Origin of the sequence: Caballeronia sp. GAWG2-1, from assembly GCF_023631405.1 — a bacterium.
Lineage (GTDB): Bacteria > Pseudomonadota > Gammaproteobacteria > Burkholderiales > Burkholderiaceae > Caballeronia.
Genome location: NZ_JALQDD010000026.1, coordinates 238874 through 261872 on the forward strand (window position 1 = coordinate 238874; position 22999 = coordinate 261872).

Consider the following 22999-nt stretch of genomic DNA (forward strand, 5'->3'; position numbering starts at 1 on the left):
GCAATGCAGTATCTTCCCGCGCCTCTTGCGTGTCATAGCCTGATCCTGTCGAATCCTTGCCAATTCCTGCAAAGCGGGCGCGCGACCCTAAGCACAACCGCGCCCGCGCGAGTAAGCTAACGAGACTCCTTCGAACGCTAAATTCCTCGGAAAATCATGGCGCTGAACGACACACCCGGCCTCGCCGACAAAGATCCGCATGAGCATCCCAGAGAGATGCGCAATAACAATCAGATGCTCGATCCCGCGCTGGATCAGGCGCGTCTCGAACTCGTCTCGCTACTCGACCGCTTGACGGCGGGCTGCGAGGGTTCCATCGAAACCTGCGTGCCAGGCGTCTTCGTGCACCGCATCATGAATCCGGGCGGGCCGAAGCCGGGTATTCAAACGCCCGCGCTCGCGCTGATCGCGCAAGGCACGAAGCGCATCATGGTTGGCGACGACGTCTACGTCTACGACCCCATGCATTACCTCGTCTCGTCGGTGGATCTGCCGGTGATCGGGCAAGTGACGGTGGCAAGCGAAACGGAGCCCTATCTCGGCATGCGGCTCGATCTCGATGTCGAAGAGATCACGTCGCTGATTCAGGACCAGCATCTGCCGCCCGTCACACAGTCGGACGCCACGCGCGGCGTGTATGTGAATCGACTCGGCAATTCCATGCTCGACGCGGTGCTGCGCCTCTTGCGCCTCATCGACACGCCGGACGACGTGCCGATTCTCGCGCCGCTGGTGAAGCGCGAGATTCTGTATCGGCTGCTGATGAACGGTTCCGGCGCGCGGCTGCGCCAGATCGCCTTGCAGGACAGCCAGACGCAGCGCATCGCGAAGGCCATTCTTCTGCTGCGTCAGAACTTCGATCAACCTTTGCGCGTCGAAGATATCGCGCGGGACGTGCATATGAGCGTGTCTTCGCTGCATCATCATTTCAAGGCCGTGACGGCGATGAGTCCGCTGCAGTATCAGAAGCAGTTGCGCCTGCAGGAAGCGCGGCGTCTGATGCTGCTCGATATCGCCGATGCCGCGACGGCCGCGCATCGCGTCGGTTACGAAAGCGCGTCGCAGTTCAGCCGCGAGTACAGCCGCCTTTTCGGCGCGCCGCCGCTGCGCGACACGCGGCGCTGGCGCGATGCCGCCGCAACCGGCGCCTGAACGAAGCCAAGCGCGCCGCACGGTCGAACAAAGCTTGCCGCATGGCGATGCGACGGCGCTGCCGCATCGGTTTATTTCATCGTCCGCGGAATAGCGCAGCGCTGCCGAACGTTCTACGGATACTTCTCCAATAAGGAAGATGAAATGAAGAAGCGCATCCTCACGATCGTCACGGCCGCGGTTGCGGCGGCGTGTCTGGCATCGCCCGCGTTCGCCGCGGCGCCGAAAGAATCGAACGGCATGTTCGTCGATGACAACGGCATGACGCTCTACACCTTCGACAAAGACACCAAGGGCGGCGCGAGCGCCTGCTCCGGCGGCTGCGCGCAGGCGTGGCCCGCCGCGATGGCGGGCGCCTCGGATCAGCCGAGCGGCAAGTGGACCACCGAAACCGCCGACGGCGGCAAGCAATGGGCGTACGACGGCAAGCGCGTATACCGCTTTGCCAAGGACACCAAGCCCGGCGATAAAAACGGCGACAACTTCAAGGATGTCTGGCACGTCGTAAAGCCGTAAGCTTTTCTGCGAGCGGGCTCGCGGGAATAAACCGGCGAGCCCGCGAGTCTTCTTTCTGACGGGACACGAACATGAAACGACTGTCCGGAGCAGCGTTGCTCCTGGCTGCGCTCGTCTGCGCGCTGGCGTCGAGCGGCTGCGCGAGCGGCACGGCGGGTGCTTCGGGTAATGCGGGAGCCGGCGCCGCCGATCCGGTCATGAAGGGCAGCTACTGATGCCGAATCGTCCGGATCTACGGCCGTGAGTTTCGAGAGCGATCTCCTCGCGCATCTTCCGCAATTGCGCCGCTATGCGCGCGCGTTGACGGGCGACCGCGCCTGGGCCGACGATCTCGTGCAAGACGCGACCGAGCGTGCGTTGAATCGCATGCGGTCGTTTCGCGCGGGGACCAATCTGCGCGCGTGGCTGTTCACGATCATGCGCAACCTGTATATCGACCAGTTGCGCGGACGGCGCGACATTGCCGTCGACGATGAAACCGCGCCGTGGCGGCAGATGGCCGCGCCGCGTGGCGAAGTGGACGGACTCGTGCTGCGCGACGTGCAACGCGCGCTTTACTGCCTGCCGGTCGAACAGCGCGAAGTCATGTTGCTCGTGTGTGTCGAGGAAATGAGTTACCAGGAGGCCTCCGTGGTCTTGAACGTGCCAGCCGGAACCGTGATGTCGCGCCTCTCGCGGGCGCGAGAACACATGCGCGTTCTGCTTGGCGAGGAACCGGGGCGCCGTGCGTCGTCGCTGAAAGTGGTGAGCCGGACATGACCCACGACGAACGACCGCCGGATCGCGACCTTCAGGCGCTCTCTGCCTGGCTCGACGACGAGCTTCACGGCGATGAGCGCAAGGCCGTCGAAGCGCGCCTGGCCGATGACCCCGCGCTGCAGGCGACTGCGACCGACTATCGCGCGCAGGACAATGCGTTGCGCGCGCTCTTCGCGGCGGAGCAGGCCGAGCCGCAGATCGTCGTCATGCGTGCGCGAAAGCGCGAGCGCTTTCTCCTGGCCGCGTGCTTTCTCGTGGTGGGCGTCGCGTGTGGATTCTTGATGCACATGCTGCTGCCTTCGTTCGGCGAGCCGCGTGCGCGCTTCGCGGAACGCGCGGACATTGCCTATGCGGTGTATGCGCCGGAGCAACGTCACGCGGTGGAAGTGGCGGCGTCGCAGCAGGACCATCTCGTCAATTGGCTGTCGAAGCGGTTGAATCGAACGTTGACGATTCCATCGCTCGTCGAGTATGGCTTTCAGCTCGTGGGGGGCAGGCTCTTGCCCGGTGAAGACGGGCCGGCCGCGCAGTTCATGTATCAGAACGCAGCGGGCGAACGTCTCACGCTTTACATGGCGACGGTACGACGCAACGACGCTCAAATCCGGATGCTGCGCGACGGCCCGCGCAGGACGTATTACTGGGCCGCGGACAGCGTGGGTTATGCGCTCTCGGGGCAGATCGGGGAGGCCAAGCTGCAAGCGATTGCCTACGACACCTGCAAGGAACTGGGCGGCAACCCCAAGGACTGGTGAGGCTCAGGCTCGCCAGGCAAAAAAAGCCGCAGCGCTTCGAGTCGCTGCGGCTTTTTCTTTAAAGCCGATCAATAACGATGCGGCTCTTCGTGATGCGGACGATGGTGACGTTCCCACTCGTTACGCGCCCAGTAGCGATGACCGTCCCAGTAGCGCTCGCCATGCCAGCCGACCTTCACCACATGATGCGGACGATGATCGTCCGCCGATGCAACGTTCATCATGCCCATGCCAAGCGACGCTGCAAGGGACGCGATCAAGAGGCTCTTCTTAGTCTTGTTCAACATGATTTGCTCCTTCGGTATTCGTGGTCTTCCGTTGGCTCGCTTCGTAACTACGAGCGCGGTGGTAGTAGTTATGGATTTTTGTCATGCCGGTGTTCTAGCGGTAGTAATCGTGATGATGGTGGTAACCGCCACCGTCCGGCAGGATGATGCAGCCCGAGAGTGAGCCCGCGAGCGCCACGCCCAGTGCTACAAGTATCGCCAGCTTCTTCATGGATTTCTCCTTGGTGAGTCCATGAGAACAATTTAGCGGTTCGTAAAATGACAAGCCGTGTTCGTTTGTAAGCAAAGGTGAAGCTTGAAATATTTGGAAGCACGCTTATTAATTTGAGATTGCCGCTGTCGGCCTGCGAGCGTGGCACTATCCTGAACTACGATCACGCTTATCGGAGTGACACATGGCGCATATCAGCACGGGCGTGGAGTACGCGCTGCACTGCATGCTCTATCTCGCGGAGCCGCCGCACGGTGTGAGCGGCGCTAGCGTGCGCGATCTGGCGGAACTGCAAGGCGTGCCGGCGGAGTTCGTGGCGAAGCTGTTCACGAAGCTGCACAAGGCGGGGCTCGTCACCGCGACCGAAGGCGCGCGCGGTGGTTTCTCGCTGGCGCGGCCATCGCGAGAGATCAGCGTACTGGATGTCGTGCATGCCATCGATGGCGACAAGCCGCTCTTCGAATGTCGCGAGATTCGCGCGCGTTGCGCGGTGTTTGGCGAAGAAGCGCCGCCGTGGTCGACGAGCGGCGTGTGCGCCGTTCACGCCGTCATGAAGAACGCGGAGAAGCGCATGCGCGAAGCGCTGGCCGCGGACAAGCTGTCCGATCTCGCAGGCCGGGTGAATGCAAAGGCGCCGCGCAGTTTCGGGCCGCAGGTCGTCAAATGGCTGGGCGGAAAGAACGTGGGCAAACGCGCCGCGCGAGGCTAGTCTGCACCGTCGCCAATCAACGCACGATGGTCGGCTTTATGTTCGGCGTAAGCGATACGCCCACGACGTGCCCGTCGCGCACGCCGCATCGGCTGTCCACGCGCGTCCATTTCGTCTTGCCGCGCGCCTTGGCGAACGCGCGCATCACGATGACCTGATCGACTGGAATCGGATTGCCCACGCTAAACACGGGCGTTTCGCTGTCGATTCTGGCGGACAACACGCGGCGGTCGGGCACGATGAGCGCGTCGTACTTCGGCGCGTCCGCAACCCAGCGGTCGAAGGCCGCGACGCATTGCGCGACGCTCTCCGGCACATGCAGCCGCGACAGATACGAATAGTCTTCCGTCACGTTATCGGGCGCCTCTTGGGCCTGCGCGATCTGAACCATCGACGCGGACAAGAGCAATGCGAACAAGGCGGGAACGAAGGCAGTTTTCATGCGATGAGTCATGAGCGGCGAGAGCGAAGAGGCGGACAAAGACGAGCCTGCGCGATGAACGGCAATACGCTGGCGCCTGTCACGTGGGCTCGGGCGACATCGCCAACGTCGGCACGGATCGGGCGCGTCTTTTTGAGATTTCGCGAAGTATACTGTGTGATGTTTCGGCGCGTCGAGCGTGCGGCGCGTGTCGAAGGTGGATCGATGGCGTTTGGGCTGCGTTGTATGCTGCGCTTTCGAACTCACAACGAGGCGCGCGATGAAAACAGTGAGATGGTCGCAAGCGGACGGCACAGGACTGGAACATCTCGTACTGGACGATGAAGCGTCGCCGATCGTGATCGAGAGCGTGGTCGCTGGCGAAAGCGAGGCGGGCGCGTTCGGCCTCGTCTATCGCATAGAGTGCGATGCGCGCTGGCAGGTCACGCGGCTTGCCGCGAAGCTCCCGGGCGGTGCGACGCTCGATCTGCATCGGTCAGATGGAGACGACGGAGACGAACACGCATGGATCGACGCCGACGGCTCCGCACGCGATGAACTCCGCGGTTGTATCGACGTCGACCTGAGCGCGACGCCTTTCACGAACACGCTGCCCATTCGCCGGTTGAAGCTGCAACGCGGTGAGCGGCGCGTGATTCGCGTCGCTTATGTGAATGTGCCGGCGTTGACTGTCAGCGCGGTCGAGCAGGCTTATACGTGCCTGGAAGATGGGCGCCGCTATCGCTACGAAGGGCTCGATACGGGCTTTACGGCCGAGATCGATGTCGATGAGAACGGGCTCGTTACAGCGTATCCGGGGCTATTCAAACGTACTGCCTGAGCGCGCGTTTGTTCCCGAGCGGCGATAATGCCGCATCGATCGCACTTACCGGATGAACCCAAGATGACCGCCCATTCCAGCGCATCACCCCGCCTGACCAGCCTCTCCCACGGCGGCGGCTGCGGCTGCAAAATCGCACCCGGCGTGCTCGCCGACCTGCTCAAGCGCAGCACGCCACTGCCCGCGTTCCCCAATCTCCTCGTCGGCAACGACACCGCCGACGATGCCGCCGTCTACAAGCTCAACGACGAACAGGCTATCGTTGCGACGACCGACTTCTTCATGCCGATCGTCGACGATCCGTTCGACTTCGGCCGCATCGCCGCGACCAATGCGCTCTCGGATGTCTATGCCATGGGCGGCAAGCCAATTCTTGCGCTCGCACTCGTCGGCATGCCGATCAACGTGTTGCCGCATGACGTGATCGCGCAAGTGCTGAAGGGCGGCGAGTCGGTGTGCGCCGAGGCGGGCATTCCCGTCGCGGGCGGGCATTCAATCGATTCCGTCGAGCCTATCTACGGGCTCGCCGCGCTCGGTATCGTGCATCCGTCGCGCGTCAAGCGCAACGCGGCAGCGCGCGCGGGCGACGTGCTCGTGCTCGGCAAGCCGCTCGGCGTCGGCATACTGTCGGCCGCATTGAAGAAAGATCAACTCGATGCCACGGGCTACGCCGCGATGATCGCCGCGACGACCAAGCTCAATCGCCCCGGCGCGGAACTCGCTCTGCTCGATGGCGTGCATGCACTCACCGACGTGACGGGCTTCGGCCTGCTCGGCCACGCGCTCGAACTCGCACGCGGCGCGCAACTTACCGCACGTATCGACTATGCAAGGCTGCCGTGGTTGCCACAGGTGCGCGAGTTCGTGCGCGCGGGCATTTACACCGGCGCGTCGGGACGCAACTGGAACGCGTATGGCGCCGATGTATCGCTTGCCGCATCCCTCGACGCGCCTCAGGACGAGGCTCGCAACTTGCTTACCGATCCGCAGACTTCGGGCGGTCTGCTCGTTTCGTGCGCGCCTGAAGCCGTGAACGACGTGCTCGCGATCTTCCGCGCGGATGGCTTCTCCGACGCCGCCGTGATCGGCGAGATGGTGGACGGCGCGGGCCGTATCGAAGTGGCCTGAGACGCATCCGCGTAACCCAGCTCTTACCATCCACCGGGACATCACTCGCACATGAAGGAAGAATCTCCGAAAGCGATTCTCTATGCGCTCGCCGCCAACTTCGGCATCGCCGTATGCAAGTTCGGCGCGGCTGCTTTCACTGGCTCAGGCTCCATGTTCGCCGAAGCCATCCACTCCACGGCCGATTGCGGCAATCAGCTGCTGCTGCTCCTCGGGCTCAAGCGCGCGCAGGCGCCAGCCAACGCGCTGCATCCGCTCGGCTCGGGGCGCGAGATTTACTTCTATGCGCTGATCGTGGCGCTGTTGCTGTTCTTCGTCGGCGGCGCGTTTTCGGTGTATGAAGGCACGCATCGTTTGATGCATCATGAGCCGCTAACGAACCCGATCGTCGCGCTTGTCATTCTCGGCATCTCGGTCGTGCTCGAAGCGTTTTCACTGGCGGGCGCGGTGCGCGAGATTCGCAAGACGGCGGGCAACAAGACCATGTGGCGCTGGTTCCGCGAGACGCGCGAGTCGGAGTTGCTGGTTGTCGCAGGCGAGGATGTGGCCGCGCTCGCGGGTCTCGCCATCGCGTTCGCTGCCGTGCTCATGACGATGATCACCGGCAACCCCGCATGGGACGCGGCGGGCTCGGTCGGCGTGGGCGTGTTGCTGATGCTGATTGCGTTTCTCGTTGCGCGCGAAGTGAAGTCGATGATCGTCGGTGAATCGGCCAGTCCCGAAGTGCGCAAAGCCATCGAAGCGCATTTGCGCGCGCGGCCCGAGATTACGCGCATCATCAGTTTGATCACACTGCAGTGGGGCAAGGATGTCGTTGTCGCCGTGCAAGCCGAGATGATCGACTATGCCAGCGGCCGCGCGATGATCGATGCAATCAACATCGTCGAGGAAGATTTGCAGCAAGCCTTTCCGCAGGTGCGCTGGGTGTTCTTCGAACCGGACGTGCCGCGCGAAGCCAGCAAGCCCGCCGCCGCGGCTTGAAACCTGTCGTCCGTCGTCCGGCTCACGGCAAGTGAGCCGGCGGTCGCGCGTTGTGCGGCCTCGGTGTGACAGGCGTGTCCGGAACTTGCGTATTGCCGCGCGCGGGCACTTGCGTCACGCCCATTTCCGGCAAGGACGATGCATCGTCCGGCATTTCCGCTGAAGCCGCCGACGCCGCTCGTCCACCCCGCATGAGCGGACTTTGCGCTGCAAACGGCAGGGCAGGCGCGGCAAGTGCTACCCAGAGCACGGTCAATTTCATTGCAGGACGCGTGAGCCAGTTGGAGCGACGGTCCGGATTATCGTCGCGGCGAGCTTGCGGGAGCCTGTCTCCAGAATCATTGAGTCTCGCGTTCATTTCAATTCGCGTCGTTTCAATGTCTGCATATCAGCAGACTTCATTCCGGCCCCGCGTCGAGACCCGGCCATGCCGTTACTGCGTTGGACCGGGGCATCGCGTTAGGATAGGGCGTGCGCGTCGTCCGCATCGAGTCCCAGCAATTTCGTGATTTTCATTCGACCCATGCGCAAACTCATACTCTTAGTCTGTCTGCTCGCCTTCACGAGTCTCGGCTCGCTTCTTTCGGCGTCCGCCATTGCCGCCGGTTCGGCGCAAGGCGCGTCGCAACCCGCGGTCGCGCTCACGCCGCAACAGGCCCGCGATGCCCTTGCGGTGCTCAACGATCCGCAACGCCGCGCACAGGTCGCCGATACCTTGCGCGCAGTGGCGGCGGCCGGCGCGCTTGCCGCACCGACGGCCGCGAGCGCCACGGCGGCGAGCGGCGCGGAAACGGCTGCGCCTGCTTCGGGCGCGTCGGGCGTGCTTGCGAAATCGCTGACGGCGAACGGGCTTGCCTCGCAGCTATCGCATCAGGCGGGCAACTGGGTCGTTCAGTTCGCAACCGAGATGCGGCATACGCTGGCCGAGTTGCTGAACATTCGTTCCGTGGTGCATTGGTGGAGCCAACGCATGGCGACGCCGGAATCGCGCGCGCAGTTCGGTCACGTGCTCTGGATCGTGCTCGTGTGTCTCGTGCCCGCGTTTTTGCTTGAAATCGTCGGCGGCCGTCTGCTGCGTAAATCGCGTGCGAAGATCGCCGCGCGCGGTGTCGCCGATGCCGAGGTCACCGATCCCGAACTCGTGCAGAACGAACATGCGGCGGAACGCGCCGAGCACTTCGCCGAGCGCACCGGCGACGAAGCCGCGCAGCATGCAGCCGAGCGCAAGGTGGAAACGGCGCGCGGCCAGCGGCACGCGGCACGTCACTGGACCCTGTTGCAGCGTCTGCCCAATGCGCTTTTGTATCTGCTCTTCAAGTTCATTCCGCTTGGCGTGTTCATCGGCGTGGCGACGCTTCTGGTGTCCATCTTTATCGACGACAACTCGATCGAATCGCATGTCGCGAGCGAGTTTATCGATGCCTACCTCGTCTGCCGCATCATCATGCTCGTGAGCGGCTTTCTGCTGGCGCCGCATGCCACCGGCTTGCGGCTTTTGCAGATGCGCGATCAGTACGCGCTCTACACGTATCGCAAGCTGCGCAGCATGGTGATCATCGCGGGTATCGGCATCGCGCTGGCCAACGGCGCGGAGCCGCTCGGACTGTCGGAAGCGGCGCGCATCGCCATTCTGAAGATCGTCACGCTCGACATCCATCTGATGCTCGCCTACACCATTTTCGACTGTCGCAAGCCCGTGGCGGAGCGTATCCGCGAACGCATGCGCAGTCATAAATCGACCGCGCTGTTCGGTGGCTGGATCGCCGATATCTGGGCCGCCGTCGCCATCTTCTTCGTGCTCGCGCTGTGGTTCGTCTGGGCGCTGGACGTGCAGAACGGCTATCGCACGCTGTTCCATCTCGGCGGCGTGTCCATTCTCGTGCTGGTCGGCGCGCGCGTCGCGGCAATCGTCGCGTTCGGTGCGCTCGGCCGCGTGTTCCACGAAAACGATGACGACGACTTCGCGGCGAAGTCCATCGCGCATCGTCATGCTTATCGCTATTACCCGCTCTTGCGCCGCGCCGTGCAGACGATCATCGCCGTGGTGACGGTCGTGGCGCTGCTCGAAGTGTGGGGCGTGCATATCGTGCAGTTCTTCACATCGGGCGGCATTGGCAACCGGCTGGCATCCGCGCTCGTGACCATCGCGGTCGCGGCGGTGTTCGCGGTCATCGTGTGGGAGACGGCCAACGTAATGGTCGAGCAGCGTCTCGATCAATGGAACGCGAGTGGCGACCGCGTGCGCGCCGCACGCCTGCGCACGCTTTTACCGATGATGCGCTCCGCGCTTTTCATCGTCATCGCCATGGTCGTCGTGCTCACCGGTCTCTCGGAAATCGGCGTCAACACCGCGCCGCTTCTGGCGAGCGCGAGCATTTTCGGCGTGGCGCTCGGCTTCGGCTCGCAAAAGCTCGTGCAGGATTTCATCACCGGCATCTTCCTTTTGATGGAAAACGCCATGCAAGTGGGCGACTGGGTGACGGTCGCGGGCGTCTCGGGCACGGTCGAATATCTGTCTATTCGCACGGTGCGTTTGCGAGGCGGCGACGGCTCGCTGTTCACGGTGCCGTTCAGTTCGGTATCCACGGTCAACAATACGAATCGCGGCATTGGCAACGCGGCGGTGCGCGTGTCGGTCGCGCTCGGTCAGGACGTGGATCTGGCCATTTCGACGCTCAAGGAAATCGGCACCGCGCTACGTGAAGACGACGCCTTCAAAGACGGCATTCTCTCCGACTTCAGCTTCTGGGGCGTCGATGCCGTCGATGGTTCCACCGTCACGCTCGCCGGTCAGATTCAGTGCCGCGACAGCACGCGCTGGCCGGTGCAACGCGAGTTCAACCGGCGCATTCTCAACGAGTTCACGGCGCGTGGGATCGAGATCGCCAATCCGCAGCGTAACTTCGTGATCGTCAACGGCACGCAGGACGCGGCGCACGATCTGGCGCTTCCAGCCGACGTCGATGGTGACGCCCCCGCCGATCAGCGCGGCGAACCGTCGAAGGCGGCGCAGCATCCGACGGGCGAGGCGGCTGCCGGACAGGGCACGGCGTCCAGTGCGCCGCCGCCGCGGACATCGCAGGCTTGAGCGTTTTAAGGGTTGGCGCGGGGCTTGTTTTGTTATTGACGCTTCTATAATCGGTCGGGCCGGCCGCGCCCCTCAAAACGAATGGCAACAGGGCGCGGCTTTCTTCGAAGTTCGAACCTTATCGAGGAGCACGCCCCCCCATGAACATTGCCGCCCGGTCACGTTCAAAATCCGCTTCACGCTTCCCCTCACGTTCTTCTTCACGCGCGTTAAGCAAGACTGTCCGCAAGGGCCTGTTTGCGTTAGGACTCGCAAGCCTCACGGCCGCAACGGGATGCGCCTTCGCCCAACAATTCGACGATCACGACAGCGATGACCGCTACGGCGGCGGTGGCGGCGGTGGCCGTCAGGTCAAGGTGATGATCGTCAGCATGTTCGGTCCGGAAGGCCAGGTGTGGCTCGACAAGCTCGGGCCATGGCAGGCCATCAAAGTGCCGGGGCTCTCGCCGGACTATCCCGAAGTCCATTGCAACCGCGACGATGTCTGTGTGATGACAACCGGCATGGGACACACGAACGCGGCCGCATCGATGATGGCGCTCGCGTTCTCGGAGCGCTTCGATTTGCGCCGCACGTACTTTCTGGTCGCGGGCATTGCCGGGATCGATCCGGCGCGCGGCACGCTCGGCTCGACCGCGTGGGCGAAATATCTGGTCGATTTCGGCATTCAATGGGAACTCGACGCGCGCGAGAAACCCGCCGACTGGCCGAGCGGTTTTCTCGGTATCAACACGAAGGGGCCCACCGAAAAGCCGCCGCTCGATTACCGCACCGAAGTGTTTGCCCTCAATGCATCGCTGACGGATGCCGCCTATGCCATCTCGCGCAACGTCACGCTCTCCGACAGCGACGACGCCAAGGTCGCGCGCGCCAAGTTCAACTACGCGCCGGCCAACCGTCCGCCGCACGTGATCCAGTGCGACACGCTCGCGGGCGATACTTGGTGGTCGGGTAAATACATCGGCGAAAGGGCACGCTACTGGACGCGCCTGCTGACCGATGGCAAAGGCATCTACTGCACGACGCAGCAGGAAGACAACGCGACATACGAGGCGCTCAAGCGCGCGGCCAGCATCAAGCGGGTCGATCTGTCACGCATTGCGGTTTTGCGCGCCGGTTCGGACTTCGACCGGCCGTACGAAGGACAAACCGCCTCCGACAACCTGTTGAACTATTCCGCGCAAGGCGGTTTCGTACCTGCAATTCAGAATCTGTATCTGACCGGTAACCCATTCGTGCAAGAAGTCGTTACACATTGGGGCGCTTGGCGTAAAGGCGTGCCGCAACACTAGTCGCGAGCGCTGCTCAAACGGCGTCGCAAACCTGTAACTGCATAAAAGTAAATATTGCCACTTATGCCGCAATTCGGTAAAAACCGGGTTCGCGGCATTTTTACTGATTTTTACCGCTTTCTCATCGTCTCAAAAATACTCGTGACCAGTGTCAACCGAACCGCCGGAAGCCCCGTTCTTGCGGGCATCGGCGATAATCCTACAAAAAATCAGCCGTCCGTATTAAGCGCTCAATCCAAAAGAATGACAAAAACAGCGCGGTCAATATTGCCGCTTTTTTAGCCGCGAAAAAGTTACCGATGCAAAGTGTTGTTTGCAACAAAATATTATTGAGATGCTCTTGCGTTCGCTTCAGAGTCTTCTTAGAATCCGTTTCACAGTGTCTGTTACAAGATGTAACGCGCTGAAACAAAATCAGATGGACGTAGCCGGGCAGAGTTGAGTTCGGTGAGGCAAAAAAATATATCGGCACAAAGCCGGCGGGAAATCGGGGATTTACTGGAAGTTGCAACCATGAACGGTCGCGAAACGTTGGAATCGATCCGGGAAATCAACTTGTCGTACATCATGCTCGCGCAGCGTCTGTTGCGCGAGGACCGCGCCATCGGCATGTTCCGGCTCGGTCTTTCGGCGGAACTCGCCGATCTGTTGTCGGGCCTCACGCTCGCTCAGGTCGTCAAGCTCGCCCAGTCGGACAACCTGCTGTGCGCATTTCGCTTCAACGATCACTCGATGCTGTCGGCTTTGACGCAGCCCGCCAAGAACGCGGAAATTGCGCCGACGCACGCGGCAATCCTGCTGGCTGGCCAGCCGGCTGAACAGTTCGCTTAAGTAAAGACGGAGCGAGCCATGCTGAAGAAGAGCCTCACTGAAGATGCCCAGGAAGTGTTCCGCGCCATCGCGCTGATCGAGCTCGGTGCACGCATGCAAGTGCTCGAGAGCGAGCTGACGCTCTCGCGGGATCGCATGATTCGTTTGTATCGCGAAGTGAAGGGCGCGTCGCCGCCCAAGGGCATGCTGCCGTTCTCGGCCGATTGGTATATGACGTGGCTCGCGAACATCCACGCATCGCTGTTCTACAACACCTACACGTTCCTCAAGAACGAGGCCGGCTGCTCGCATCTCGACGCGCTGACCAAGGGGTATCGCCTATATCTCGAGCACTGCAACCATAGCGGCGCCGAAGCGGTACTCGATCTCACCCGGGCCTGGACCCTTGTGCGCTTCTTCGACGCGGGCATGCTGCAGATGACCAAATGCTGCCGCTGCACCGGGAAGTTCGTCGCACACAAGCATGATTTGCAGAACAACGTGGTGTGCGGGGCCTGCCAGCCGCCGTCACGCGCGGGGAAGACCAAGAAAGCGGCGGCCGCTAAACAGGCCATTCAAGAAGCCGCGCTGGAGGCTGTGTCTGTCAAGAACGAAGTGCCAGCCGAGCTTGAAGAACTGGTACTCGACAACGTAGCGGCTTTGCAGCCGCAACGGGCTGGCCTGGTCGCACAGGCCGCTTAGGCGGTAGCGGCGCTGAACTGATCCTCCGGGGGCCGTCCGGAAGGACGGTGGACAATCAGCATGCCGCTACCGCTTTTTACTTTTCTGGTTCTCGTAGCTGATTTTCATCTCGATGCCGGCGCGCTGACTCCATGGTCATCGCGCCGTTCGTTTTTTTAGCTCGCCATTAAAATACTTCGATTGCATGCCTTGCCGCATGCGCTTTTCGAAGGGACGGGCTTTGTCATCCGCACAACAGGGATTTTTGCTGACGCGCCACTGGCGCGATACGCCGGCCGGCACGGAGGTCGAGTTCTGGCTCGCCACCGATGACGGCCCACGCAAAATCCGAATCGGCGCGCAGACGCCTGTTGCATTCATCCGCGCCGAAGATCGAGCGAAAGCGGAGCCGCTCGTCGCGAGCGTGCGCAATGCCGAACTGCGCGATTTGCAGCTCAAGGACTTTCGCCAAAAACCGGTAATCGGGCTGTACTGCCCACAGTATCGGCAATTGCTGGCGCTCGAAAAAACCCTTAAAAACGCGGGCATCGTTGTCTACGAGGCGGATATTCGGCCACCCGAGCGCTATCTCATGGAGCGCTTCATCACCGCGCCCGTGACCTTCGAAGGCGAAGCGCGCGACGGTTACATCTTCAGCGAACTCAAGCCTGCAACTTCGTATCGGCCAAACCTAAAGCTGGTTTCGCTCGATATTGAAACGAGCGTTCGCGGCGAACTCTATTCGATCGCGCTCGAAGGCTGCGGCGAGCGACAGGTCTATATGCTCGGCCCGGCGAATGGCGCCGATGCATCCGTCGACTTCGACCTCGACTACTGCGCAAGCCGCGCCGACATGCTGCGCCGCTTCAACGAGTGGATGGAGCGGCACGATCCGGATGCGATCATCGGCTGGAACGTGGTGCAGTTCGATCTGCGTGTGCTGCAGAAACACGCGGACGATTACGGCGTGCCGTTACGTCTCGGCCGCGATGGCAGCACGGTGGAATGGCGCGAACACGGCATCACGCGCAATCATTTCTTCGTTTCGATTGCGGGGCGGCTCGTGATCGACGGCATCGAGTCCTTGCGTTCGGCGACGTGGAATTTTCCGTCGTTCAGTCTCGAATATGTCGCGCAGTCGCTGCTCGGCGAAGGCAAGGCGATCGACACTCCCTATGCACGCATGGACGAAATCGAGCGTCGCTTTCAGGAAGACAAGCCGGCGCTCGCACGTTACAACCTCGTCGATTGCGAACTCGTGACCAAGGTCTTCGACAAGACCGAACTGCTGCCGTTTCTGCTCGAACGCGCAACCGTTACGGGTTTGGCGGCGGATCGCAGTGGTGGATCGGTGGCGGCGTTCACGCATCTATACATGCCGCGCATGCATCGGCTGGGCTTTGTCGCACCCAATCTCGGCGATGTCCCCGAGGAAGCGAGTCCCGGCGGATTCGTCATGGACTCGCGGCCCGGTCTTTACGATTCCGTTCTTGTGCTCGACTACAAGAGCCTGTATCCGTCGATCATCCGCACGTTTCTGATCGATCCGGTCGGGCTCGCGGAAGGCATGCACGAGACCGATGAAGCCGCCACCGTGCCCGGTTTTCGCGGTGCGCGTTTCGCGCGCGAGAAGCATTGCCTGCCCGCTATCGTCGAGCAAGTGTGGGAAGGTCGCGAGGCGGCGAAGCGTCAACGTAACAAGCCGCTTTCGCAAGCGCTCAAGATCATCATGAATTCGTTCTACGGCGTGCTGGGTTCGAGCGGTTGCCGCTTCTTCGATCCGCGCCTTGCGTCATCCATCACCATGCGCGGACACGAAATCATGCACCGTACACGCGAACTGATCGAAGCGCGCGGGTATGGCGTGATTTACGGCGACACCGATTCCACCTTCGTGTGGCTGCGCCGTGCACGCGACGAAGCAGATGCTGCGCGTATCGGCCGCGCTCTCGTCGAGCATGTCAACGAATACTGGCAATGTCATTTGCGCGAGACCTTCGGACTCGAAAGCGCGCTGGAGCTTCAGTACGAAACGCATTACCGGCGCTTTTTGATGCCGACCATTCGCGGCACGGAAGAAGGCAGCAAGAAGCGTTACGCCGGTCTCACGGCGCGCGCGGACGGCAGCGAGGAGATCGTGTTCAAAGGTCTCGAAACGGTGCGCACGGACTGGACGCCGCTCGCGCAACGTTTCCAGCAAGATCTTTACATGCGTATCTTCAAGGGCGAATCTTATGCGGACTATGTGCGCGATTACGTCGAACGCACCCGACGCGGCGAGCAGGACGAACTGCTCGTCTATCGCAAGCGCCTGCGCCGCAGCCTCGACGATTATCAGCGTAACGTTCCGCCGCATGTACGCGCCGCGCGCAGTGCCGACGAACACAACACGCGCCTCGGACGTCCGCTTCAATATCAGAACGGCGGCTGGATCAGCTATGTGATGACGCTCGCCGGTCCCGAGCCGGTGGAAGCGCGCCATGCGGCCATCGACTATGAACACTACGTGACGAAGCAGCTACAGCCGATTGCCGACGGCATCCTGCCCTTCCTGCGCGAAGACTTCGATACTTTGATGTCGGGGCAAGGCGCGCTGTTTTAGCCGGTTCATGCGGGCGCGTTCCTTGCTGCCGTATCTCCCCGAAGTCCGGCAAGAGAACGACGGACCGCGCCGCGTTTAACCGCTCTCAAGGCGCCTTCCTCCCTCAACTTCCGGGATGGTTGCATATGTCGACTGCATCAAGCGAAATCAGCCGCTCGCAATTGCGTAACCGCATTGCTGGCGATCTCTGGCAGGCAATCTGGAAATTTCGCGTACAGACGCTCGTCGCGGTGACGTTGATGATCGCGTCGCGCCTCGCTGTGGTGTCCGTGCCGCTGATGCTGAAGCACGTCATCGACGAGTTCAGCCAGCCCACGGCGAACCTCGTGTTTCCGGTGTTCGTGATCCTCACTTACGTGCTGATGCGTTATCTCGGCGACGTGCTGAACGAAGCACGCGACGTGGTGTTCAGCATCGTCACGCAACGCACGGTGGCGTCATTCACTGAGCGTACGTTCGCGCATCTGCATAACATGGGTGCGCGTTTTCATGCGCAACGCGAAACCGGTGGCGTGGTGCGCGACGTGCAAAAGGGCGCGGACGGTATCGGCTTCTTGCTGGGCGTGGCGATCTTCACCATCGTGCCGACATTGATCGAAATCGGCACCGTCGTAGCGATCATGGTAAGCCAGTATGCATCGACTTTTTTGCTGGCGATTGGCGTGACCTTCATGTGCTATGCGGTCTATACGTTCATCTTCACGCGCTATCGCATGCGCTTTCAGCGCGCGGTCAATCGGCTCGAAGCAAAGTCCGACAGCCGTCTCGTCGATAGCCTGCTCAACTACGAAACGGTCAAGCTCTTCGCAAGCGAAGAGGTCGAACGCGGCCGGCTTTCGAGCGTGCTCGAACAATGGGTGCATGCACGCACCGCGAATCAACGCGCGTTGACCATTCTGCATGTCGGGCAAAGCACGATCATCGCGGTGGGCATTGCGGCGGTCATGCTGCTTGCCGCGCAACACGTGGTTTCGGGAACGATGAGCGTCGGCGATCTCGTGCTGGTGAACGCGTACATCGTGCAGGTGTGCTCGCCGCTGAACACGCTCGGTTTCGTGTTTCGCGAGACCAACGATGCAATCGTGAACGTCGAACGCATGTTCGAGATTCTGCTTGCGCGCGGACGGCGTGGCGAGGATATCGACGAACAGGACGCGAAACCGCTCGTGGTGAGCGCGGGCGAGATCGAGTTCCAGCACGTGGATTTCGGCTACGATCCGGCGCGGCAGATACTGCGCGATATCGACTTTCGCGCGCACCCGGGCAAGAAACTCGCGGTGGTGGGCGGCAGCGGGTCGGGCAAGTCCACGTTGATGAAACTACTCTTCAGGCTTTATCAGCCGACGGCCGGTGTGATCACCATCGACGGACAGAATCTCAGCGAGATCACGCAGAAGAGTCTGCGTGAAGCCATTGGTATCGTGCCGCAGGATACGGTGCTTTTCAACGATACGATCGCCTACAACATCGCGTATGGCCGCCCTTCGGCGACGCGTGCCGATGTCGTGCGTGCGGCGCGCGCGGCGCAACTCGACGGCTTCATCGAACGCTTGCCCGATCACTACGAGACGCGTGTCGGCGAACGCGGTGTACGGCTGTCGGGCGGCGAGCGGCAGCGTATTGCAATTGCGCGCGCCATTCTGAAGGACCCGCGCATCATCGTATTCGATGAAGCCACTTCTGCGCTCGATACCCGTTCGGAACGCGCAATTCAGAGCGAACTCGACCGGCTCGCGCAAGGGCGCACCTCGATTGTGATCGCGCATCGGCTCTCGACCGTGGTCAATGCAGACTGGATTCTCGTGATGGAGCACGGGCGCATCGTGGAGCAGGGGCAGCATGCTGACTTGATCGAACGCGCGGGCGTCTATGCACGCATGTGGTCGCTGCAATCGCAGCAAGGCGAACTCGCGCACGCGCAACGCAAGGTATCGTCGCAACCGGTGGGACTCGGCTCGCTGATCGCGGGCGTGGTGGATGGACTGCATGAAGAGATCATCGAGCACGGCGTGCATCTCTTCACGGTGATGACAGAGCCGGATCTTCGCGTGACGGGCGATCCCGGCGTGCTGCAGTTCGTGATCGCCGATCTGTGCCGCACGGAAGTTCGTGCGGCAACGCGCGGCGCGCGTGTCGAACTGCGAGTGGAGCGCGAAGACAATCAGGTGCGCTTGTGCGTGCTCGGCCCGGGCAATAAGCCCGCGCCGCTGACCGAGGAACAGGCGGCGCGGCTCGAAGAGGCGCTTACCAGCACGGGCGGCAGTTTCACGGTGAATTACGTCGATGGCCATCTCGCGTATGTCGCCGTCATGCCGTTGCGGCCTGTCGTCGAGGCCGACGAAGCATCGACATTGGCCGAGCCGAAAGCGAACGTTGCCGACGCGCTCAACGGCCTTTCGGTCATGGTGCTCGACGATCAGGAAGATGCGCGCGAAGCGCTCGAAGCCGTTCTGGAAACGGCTGGTGCACAGGTGCGGTTGGCCGCGTCGGGAACGGAAGCGCTCGACTGGCTTGAAGCGACGCCTGCCGAGGCGTGGCCGAATGCGTTTCTATGCGACATCGTGCTTGGCGAGGAAGACGGTTATCAAGTGCTGCGTCAGGTGCGCGAACTCGAAGCGTCGCGGCGGGTGTCGCTGGAGCGGCGCATGCCTGCAATCGCATTGACGGGACATACGCAGACGGATGACCGCTTGCGCGCGCAGCTTGCGGGCTTCCAGTTGCACATGACGAAGCCCGTGCCTGCGGAAAAGCTTATTGAAGCGATTCTGCAAGTCGCCGCGCGGCTGGAGCGCGCGGGGCGTTGAGCGCGTTGGCGCGCGTCAGGCACGCTTCGATGGTGTCGTGAGCCCGAGCGCTTTGACATAGCCTGCGGTGCCTGGGCGATGAGACGCGATTGCACGAGGTCGTCGGCCATGCTGGCCGCGCCGATCGGTTCATGCATCGTCGTCGTCCTTCAAGCTGGCCAGCGCCGCTCTTTCACGGGCGCGTGCGTCGTCGTGCCTCTTTATGTCACGCTGCAAGGCGGACATGGCGGAACGGACGTTCGCCTCGGCGCGCAGCAACAAGGCTTGCGCTTGCAAGACCGACGCGTTCAGCGCCGCTGCCTGAAGCCGATGCGTGTGCAAAGCGCCTCGCCATGTCGCAGCGCCGCCATGCTCGTGCGAGCACAAGGCGAGTAGGCGCGGCAGTTGTGCGGCATGGTTGCGCAGCAGTTCCGTGCGACGGGCTACTTCGTCTCGTGCCTCGCGTGCGGCCTGTCGCGCCTGCGCGAGCGTTGCCTCGCCGCGCCGCACCCGCAGCCTGCGTACGCGCGCAAGCACCGCCCAGCGACGCAGATCTCCGGCGCGGCCCGTCACGTGGATGTATCGGCGCCTTCGCCGAGCGCCTGCAATGCCGCGATTGTCTTATCGAAAGCGACGTGGCTGTCATGACGCTGCCGAAGGAAGGCCGTAATGGCCGGATGACGGTCGATGGCCCGGTCGCTCGCGGCATCGCTGCCGCGCCGGTATTCGCCAATTTGCAGCAGCAACTCGACGTCCCGATACCGCGCGAGCCACTCACGCACGCGCTGGGCGCATGCGCGATGCGACTCCCCGGCGACCCGCGTCATGAGCCGGCTCTTGCTCTGCAAGATATCGATGGCGGGATAGTGTCCCGCGGCGCCTAAACGCGACGAGAGCTGGATATGACCGTCGAGCAGCGATCGCGCTTCTTCCACGATGGGATCGGCGAGATCTTCGTCCTCGGCAAGCACGGTAAAAAACGCAGTGACGCTGCCGCGACCGAGCAGGCCGCCCATTTCGACGATTCTCGGCAGTTCCGCGAACACGCGTGGCGGATAGCCCCGCCGCACGGGCGGTTCGCCCACGGCGAGGCCGACTTCGCGCAGGGCGCGCGCGTAGCGCGTCAGCGAGTCGAAGAGCAGCAGGACGTGGCGACCTTGGGAACGCAGCGCGGCCGCGATCTCGCAGGCTAGACGCGACGCGCGGATACGTTCGGCCGCTGGACGATCCGATGTCGACGCGACGACGACAATCCGCTCGCGTTCATGCAGATGGTCATGCACGAACTCATTGACCTCACGCCCACGCTCCCCGACGAGCGCGATCACGATGGCATCGGCTTGTGCGCCGTTCGCGATCATGCCGAGCAGCGTGCTCTTTCCGCCGCCCGCGGTTGCGAAAATGCCGACACGCTGTCCAACCCCGCAAGTGAGCAATCCGTCTATCGCCCTGACACCGGTAACGAAGGGTTGCGCGATCAACGGGCGGTCGAGCGGATTGATCGCGGTCGTTGCGTCGAAGCGCGCGCTCGCATGGGCAAGCGGCGCGGGCGGCCCGCCATCGAGCGGCTTGCCGAGGCCATCGAGAATGCGCCCTTGCAAGCGAGTTGCATCTAGCCGATTCCAGTCGAGCCCGCATCCCTCCACGCGCGTGATGTCGGAGAGTCCCGCGAGTCCGGATAACGGCATGACGAGTGCGCCGTCCGGAGCAAAACCGACTACTTCGCCTGTTTGCTCCTCGAGTGTGTCGGGCCGCACGAGTCGCACACGTTCGCCGATTCGCAGCGACGCGCCCACCACGCGGACGATCACGCCACGCGCCTCCACCACGCGGCCGTGAAGCGTCGGTCCGGCCATCAAGCTGCCGACCGGCTTTGCGTCTTCATCAGTCGTCTTGCGCATTATGGCCTCGTGAAGGTAACCGAAGCGTTGATGCGGTAGACGTCGCGCGGAATCTCGTCTATGGCGAGCACATCCATGCGGATGCCGATCGCTCCCAGCACCTGCGATAAATGCGGCCGCAGAATCGCCGATGTGAGCAGCAGCCTCACGGGCGTGGCCGCACCGCTCAAAACGCGGCGCAACGTATCCAGTTGCATGAAATCGAGCGGGCAATATGGCTCGCCGTCCGAGCCGTGGCGAATGCTGGCTTCGAGCTCGTTCTCCCACTCGGCTTCGAGCACGCCGCCGCGAATCTCCCAGGTATCGAGGTTCGCATGGGTACGCGCGATTTGATGGCCGAGTTCGATACGGCTTTCGCGCACCATGCGTTCGAGCGTTTGTTCGTTTGCGGACACGCGCAGAATGGCTTCGAGGATGCCACGCAGATTGCGGATCGACACGCGTTGCTGCAGCAACTGCCGCAGCACGGCCGCGAGCCGGGCTGTCGTGATCCGTTGTTCGATCTGCGCGACGAGTTCGCGAAACTCGGGGCTCAGACGATTGAGCAGAAAGCGCACCTCTTGCGTGCCGATCAGGCGCGGTGCGCACCGCTCGAATATCTCGATGAGGTGTTGAGCAAGGACGTCGTCGGGCGTGGCGGTATTCAGAACGGAGGCATCGAGCGACGCGGCGGTGCCGGCCGCGATCCACACTGACTTCTCGAAGCCCGGTCGATACCCCGACGGGCCTTCGGCCGGCACATCCGCCGGGCGTCCGCTCGCCAGGACGTGCTGGGGCATGAGCGTGCCGCTCGCGAACGGTACATCGTCGACATCGATGATGTAGCGCTCGGCGGCGAGCCGCTCGTCGATCACGACGGCAAGGCCGGGAAAGGGCAGGCCGAAGCGCGTGTTGAGATGATGGCGCAGCGTGCCGAGCACGCGGTTGAACGCATCGCGCGGCACGGCTTTGAAGGCATCGTTGCCAAGTCGAAGGCGCAGCACGGTGCTCGTTCCAACCTCGGCCTCGTCGAGCAAATGAGGCATGTACCGGCTGCCGTCGCGCGCAAGCGCGGGCATGGGAGCGCGTGCCTCGTCGCGCGCCCGTTGCGCCGCGCGCATGAGCACGAAGCCAAGTCCTCCGAGCAGCGCGGCCAGCAGCGCAAACTGCGCATGCGGAAAGCCGGGAATGAGCGCCAGTGCCGCGCAGCACGCGCCCGCCATGACGAGTGCGTGAGGCCGAAGCGTCAACTGCTCGTAAAGGTCCGTGCCGAGATTGGTGGCGCCGCTCGCGGGCGATACTCTCGTGACGAGCAGGCCGGCCGCGATCGACACGACGAGCGATGGTATCTGCGAAACGAGGCCATCCCCGATAGTCAGGATCGTATAGACCTGCAAGGCGTCGCCGAACGGCATGCCGCGCTGCCCGATGCCAACCGCGAGTCCGCCCACGATATTCACGAGCGCGATCACGAAACTTGCAATGGTGTCGCCCTTGACGAACTTCATGGCGCCGTCGAGCGATCCGTAGAAATAGGTCTCGCGTTCGAGTCCGGCACGCAGCAGCGCTGCCTGCTCGGCGGTGATGAGCCCACTTCGCGAATCGGCGTCGATACTCATCTGGCGTCCTGGAATGCCATCCAGCGTGAAGCGCGCCGCGACTTCCGCGATGCGGTCCGCACCCTTCGCGACCACGATGAACTGAATCGCACAGAGCACCAGGAAGACGACGATGCCGACTGCGACGTTGCCGCCCGCGACCAGCTCGCCGAAAGCCTGGATGATTCGCCCGGCGTGCGCCTGGAGCAGGATCATCTTGGTGGATGCGATGGCCAGCGCGAGACGCAGCAGCGTGGTCATGAGCAGAAGCGCGGGAAAGCCCGGAAGATCCGCCGCGCGCGACACGTAGATCGTGGAGAACAGCATGACGAAACCCGCGCAAAAGCTCATGCCGATGAACAGATCGAGCAGGAACGGCGGGATGGGCAGAATCAGCAACGCCAGCACGCTGATGAAACCCGCGGCTGCCGCGATGTGTGCGTGGCGCGCGATCTGTCGGGGCAAGCTGGCGAAGAGGGGAACGGATGGGCGGTTCATGATTCCG

Annotated in this window: 21 protein-coding genes; 15 read left to right on the forward strand and 6 right to left on the reverse strand. The window is 62.5% G+C overall.

Annotated elements, in window-relative coordinates; genetic code table 11:
* Positions 1-156 precede the first annotated feature (156 nt).
* The 5 genes from NCR98_RS16270 to NCR98_RS16290 all read left to right on the forward strand — a co-directional run bounded on the left by NCR98_RS16270 (position 157) and on the right by NCR98_RS16290 (position 3182).
* Positions 157-1152: an AraC family transcriptional regulator gene (locus NCR98_RS16270; RefSeq protein WP_250493318.1), complete on the forward strand. Its 996-nt coding sequence runs from the start codon at positions 157-159 to the stop codon at positions 1150-1152.
* A gap of 144 nt (positions 1153-1296) precedes the next feature.
* Entirely contained in the window at positions 1297-1668 is a 372-nt protein-coding gene (locus NCR98_RS16275) for a COG4315 family predicted lipoprotein (protein WP_244828283.1), read from the forward strand.
* A gap of 71 nt (positions 1669-1739) precedes the next feature.
* Positions 1740-1883, forward strand: coding sequence for a hypothetical protein (locus tag NCR98_RS16280; RefSeq protein WP_244828281.1), 144 nt, complete (start codon positions 1740-1742; stop codon positions 1881-1883).
* A gap of 25 nt (positions 1884-1908) precedes the next feature.
* Complete coding sequence (locus NCR98_RS16285) at positions 1909-2427, forward strand: sigma-70 family RNA polymerase sigma factor (RefSeq protein ID WP_250466889.1); 519 nt, start codon at positions 1909-1911, stop codon at positions 2425-2427.
* The gene (locus NCR98_RS16290; RefSeq protein ID WP_250466890.1) at positions 2424-3182 is read left to right on the forward strand and encodes an anti-sigma factor family protein; all 759 of its coding nucleotides are present in this window, start codon (positions 2424-2426) and stop codon (positions 3180-3182) included. The genes NCR98_RS16285 and NCR98_RS16290 overlap by 4 nt, the downstream gene beginning before the upstream one ends.
* A gap of 68 nt (positions 3183-3250) precedes the next feature.
* Here NCR98_RS16290 and NCR98_RS16295 read toward each other — a convergent pair whose 3' ends face one another.
* Positions 3251-3466, reverse strand: a complete 216-nt coding sequence (locus NCR98_RS16295; protein WP_404989445.1) for a hypothetical protein — start codon at positions 3464-3466, stop codon at positions 3251-3253.
* A gap of 398 nt (positions 3467-3864) precedes the next feature.
* Between NCR98_RS16295 and NCR98_RS16300 the strand changes: the two genes are divergently transcribed.
* The gene (locus NCR98_RS16300) at positions 3865-4389 is read left to right on the forward strand and encodes an RrF2 family transcriptional regulator (RefSeq protein ID WP_244828276.1); all 525 of its coding nucleotides are present in this window, start codon (positions 3865-3867) and stop codon (positions 4387-4389) included.
* A gap of 16 nt (positions 4390-4405) precedes the next feature.
* Here the strand turns inward: NCR98_RS16300 and NCR98_RS16305 are convergent, their stop codons facing one another.
* Positions 4406-4831 carry a BspC domain-containing protein gene (locus NCR98_RS16305; protein ID WP_244828275.1) on the reverse strand — a complete coding sequence of 142 codons (426 nt, stop codon included), beginning with the start codon at positions 4829-4831 and terminating at the stop codon, positions 4406-4408.
* Between the two features lie 259 nt (positions 4832-5090).
* On the opposite strand from NCR98_RS16305, the gene NCR98_RS16310 reads away from it, so the two are divergent.
* The 3 genes from NCR98_RS16310 to NCR98_RS16320 all read left to right on the forward strand — a co-directional run bounded on the left by NCR98_RS16310 (position 5091) and on the right by NCR98_RS16320 (position 7760).
* On the forward strand, positions 5091-5651 hold the full coding sequence (locus NCR98_RS16310; protein WP_250526665.1) for a putative glycolipid-binding domain-containing protein: 561 nt from the start codon (positions 5091-5093) through the stop codon (positions 5649-5651).
* 63 nt (positions 5652-5714) lie between these two features.
* Complete coding sequence (selD, locus tag NCR98_RS16315) at positions 5715-6779, forward strand: selenide, water dikinase SelD (protein ID WP_250493325.1); 1065 nt, start codon at positions 5715-5717, stop codon at positions 6777-6779.
* A 51-nt stretch (positions 6780-6830) separates the two neighbouring features.
* Entirely contained in the window at positions 6831-7760 is a 930-nt protein-coding gene (locus NCR98_RS16320; RefSeq protein ID WP_250526666.1) for a cation diffusion facilitator family transporter, read from the forward strand.
* 22 nt (positions 7761-7782) lie between these two features.
* Here the strand turns inward: NCR98_RS16320 and NCR98_RS16325 are convergent, their stop codons facing one another.
* Positions 7783-8022, reverse strand: coding sequence for a hypothetical protein (locus tag NCR98_RS16325; protein ID WP_250526667.1), 240 nt, complete (start codon positions 8020-8022; stop codon positions 7783-7785).
* Between the two features lie 261 nt (positions 8023-8283).
* Between NCR98_RS16325 and NCR98_RS16330 the strand changes: the two genes are divergently transcribed.
* The 6 genes from NCR98_RS16330 to NCR98_RS16355 all read left to right on the forward strand — a co-directional run bounded on the left by NCR98_RS16330 (position 8284) and on the right by NCR98_RS16355 (position 19037).
* Positions 8284-10848, forward strand: a complete 2565-nt coding sequence (locus NCR98_RS16330) for a mechanosensitive ion channel domain-containing protein (RefSeq protein WP_250526668.1) — start codon at positions 8284-8286, stop codon at positions 10846-10848.
* 140 nt (positions 10849-10988) lie between these two features.
* Positions 10989-12140, forward strand: a complete 1152-nt coding sequence (locus tag NCR98_RS16335) for a purine-nucleoside phosphorylase (protein ID WP_244828266.1) — start codon at positions 10989-10991, stop codon at positions 12138-12140.
* A 513-nt stretch (positions 12141-12653) separates the two neighbouring features.
* On the forward strand, positions 12654-12971 hold the full coding sequence (gene flhD, locus NCR98_RS16340) for a flagellar transcriptional regulator FlhD (protein WP_244828265.1): 318 nt from the start codon (positions 12654-12656) through the stop codon (positions 12969-12971).
* Positions 12972-12989: 18 nt separating this feature from the next.
* On the forward strand, positions 12990-13652 hold the full coding sequence (flhC, locus tag NCR98_RS16345; protein WP_244828264.1) for a flagellar transcriptional regulator FlhC: 663 nt from the start codon (positions 12990-12992) through the stop codon (positions 13650-13652).
* A gap of 196 nt (positions 13653-13848) precedes the next feature.
* Positions 13849-16233 (forward strand): DNA polymerase II, encoded by a 2385-nt coding sequence (locus NCR98_RS16350; RefSeq protein ID WP_502799756.1) that lies wholly within the window; start codon positions 13849-13851, stop codon positions 16231-16233.
* Positions 16234-16358: 125 nt separating this feature from the next.
* Positions 16359-19037: an ATP-binding cassette domain-containing protein gene (locus tag NCR98_RS16355; protein WP_250526670.1), complete on the forward strand. Its 2679-nt coding sequence runs from the start codon at positions 16359-16361 to the stop codon at positions 19035-19037.
* 129 nt (positions 19038-19166) lie between these two features.
* On the opposite strand, the gene NCR98_RS16360 is transcribed toward NCR98_RS16355, so the two are convergent.
* The 3 genes from NCR98_RS16360 to NCR98_RS16370 are packed head-to-tail and all read right to left on the reverse strand — an operon-like array spanning position 19167 to position 22992.
* Positions 19167-19589 carry a hypothetical protein gene (locus NCR98_RS16360; protein WP_250526671.1) on the reverse strand — a complete coding sequence of 141 codons (423 nt, stop codon included), beginning with the start codon at positions 19587-19589 and terminating at the stop codon, positions 19167-19169.
* Positions 19586-20917: a FliI/YscN family ATPase gene (locus tag NCR98_RS16365; protein WP_250526672.1), complete on the reverse strand. Its 1332-nt coding sequence runs from the start codon at positions 20915-20917 to the stop codon at positions 19586-19588. Before NCR98_RS16365 ends, NCR98_RS16360 begins: the two co-directional genes overlap by 4 nt.
* A complete protein-coding gene (locus NCR98_RS16370) occupies positions 20917-22992 on the reverse strand; it encodes a flagellar biosynthesis protein FlhA (protein ID WP_250526673.1) in 2076 nt (691 codons plus the stop codon). Before NCR98_RS16370 ends, NCR98_RS16365 begins: the two co-directional genes overlap by 1 nt.
* Positions 22993-22999 lie beyond the last annotated feature (7 nt).

Bases quoted from the DNA above. Each gene is read 5' to 3' on its own strand.
- NCR98_RS16270 (WP_250493318.1), top strand. From the start codon at position 157: ATGGCGCTGAACGACACACCCGGCCTCGCCGACAAAGATCCGCATGAG.
- NCR98_RS16275 (WP_244828283.1), top strand. From the start codon at position 1,297: ATGAAGAAGCGCATCCTCACGATCGTCACGGCCGCGGTTGCGGCGGCG.
- NCR98_RS16280 (WP_244828281.1), top strand. From the start codon at position 1,740: ATGAAACGACTGTCCGGAGCAGCGTTGCTCCTGGCTGCGCTCGTCTGC.
- NCR98_RS16290 (WP_250466890.1), top strand. From the start codon at position 2,424: ATGACCCACGACGAACGACCGCCGGATCGCGACCTTCAGGCGCTCTCT.
- NCR98_RS16300 (WP_244828276.1), top strand. From the start codon at position 3,865: ATGGCGCATATCAGCACGGGCGTGGAGTACGCGCTGCACTGCATGCTC.
- NCR98_RS16305 (WP_244828275.1), bottom strand. From the start codon at position 4,831: ATGAAAACTGCCTTCGTTCCCGCCTTGTTCGCATTGCTCTTGTCCGCG.
- NCR98_RS16310 (WP_250526665.1), top strand. From the start codon at position 5,091: ATGAAAACAGTGAGATGGTCGCAAGCGGACGGCACAGGACTGGAACAT.
- selD (WP_250493325.1), top strand. From the start codon at position 5,715: ATGACCGCCCATTCCAGCGCATCACCCCGCCTGACCAGCCTCTCCCAC.
- NCR98_RS16320 (WP_250526666.1), top strand. From the start codon at position 6,831: ATGAAGGAAGAATCTCCGAAAGCGATTCTCTATGCGCTCGCCGCCAAC.
- NCR98_RS16325 (WP_250526667.1), bottom strand. From the start codon at position 8,022: ATGAAATTGACCGTGCTCTGGGTAGCACTTGCCGCGCCTGCCCTGCCG.
- NCR98_RS16330 (WP_250526668.1), top strand. From the start codon at position 8,284: ATGCGCAAACTCATACTCTTAGTCTGTCTGCTCGCCTTCACGAGTCTC.
- NCR98_RS16335 (WP_244828266.1), top strand. From the start codon at position 10,989: ATGAACATTGCCGCCCGGTCACGTTCAAAATCCGCTTCACGCTTCCCC.
- flhD (WP_244828265.1), top strand. From the start codon at position 12,654: ATGAACGGTCGCGAAACGTTGGAATCGATCCGGGAAATCAACTTGTCG.
- flhC (WP_244828264.1), top strand. From the start codon at position 12,990: ATGCTGAAGAAGAGCCTCACTGAAGATGCCCAGGAAGTGTTCCGCGCC.
- NCR98_RS16350 (WP_502799756.1), top strand. From the start codon at position 13,849: ATGCGCTTTTCGAAGGGACGGGCTTTGTCATCCGCACAACAGGGATTT.
- NCR98_RS16355 (WP_250526670.1), top strand. From the start codon at position 16,359: ATGTCGACTGCATCAAGCGAAATCAGCCGCTCGCAATTGCGTAACCGC.
- NCR98_RS16365 (WP_250526672.1), bottom strand. From the start codon at position 20,917: ATGCGCAAGACGACTGATGAAGACGCAAAGCCGGTCGGCAGCTTGATG.
- NCR98_RS16370 (WP_250526673.1), bottom strand. From the start codon at position 22,992: ATGAACCGCCCATCCGTTCCCCTCTTCGCCAGCTTGCCCCGACAGATC.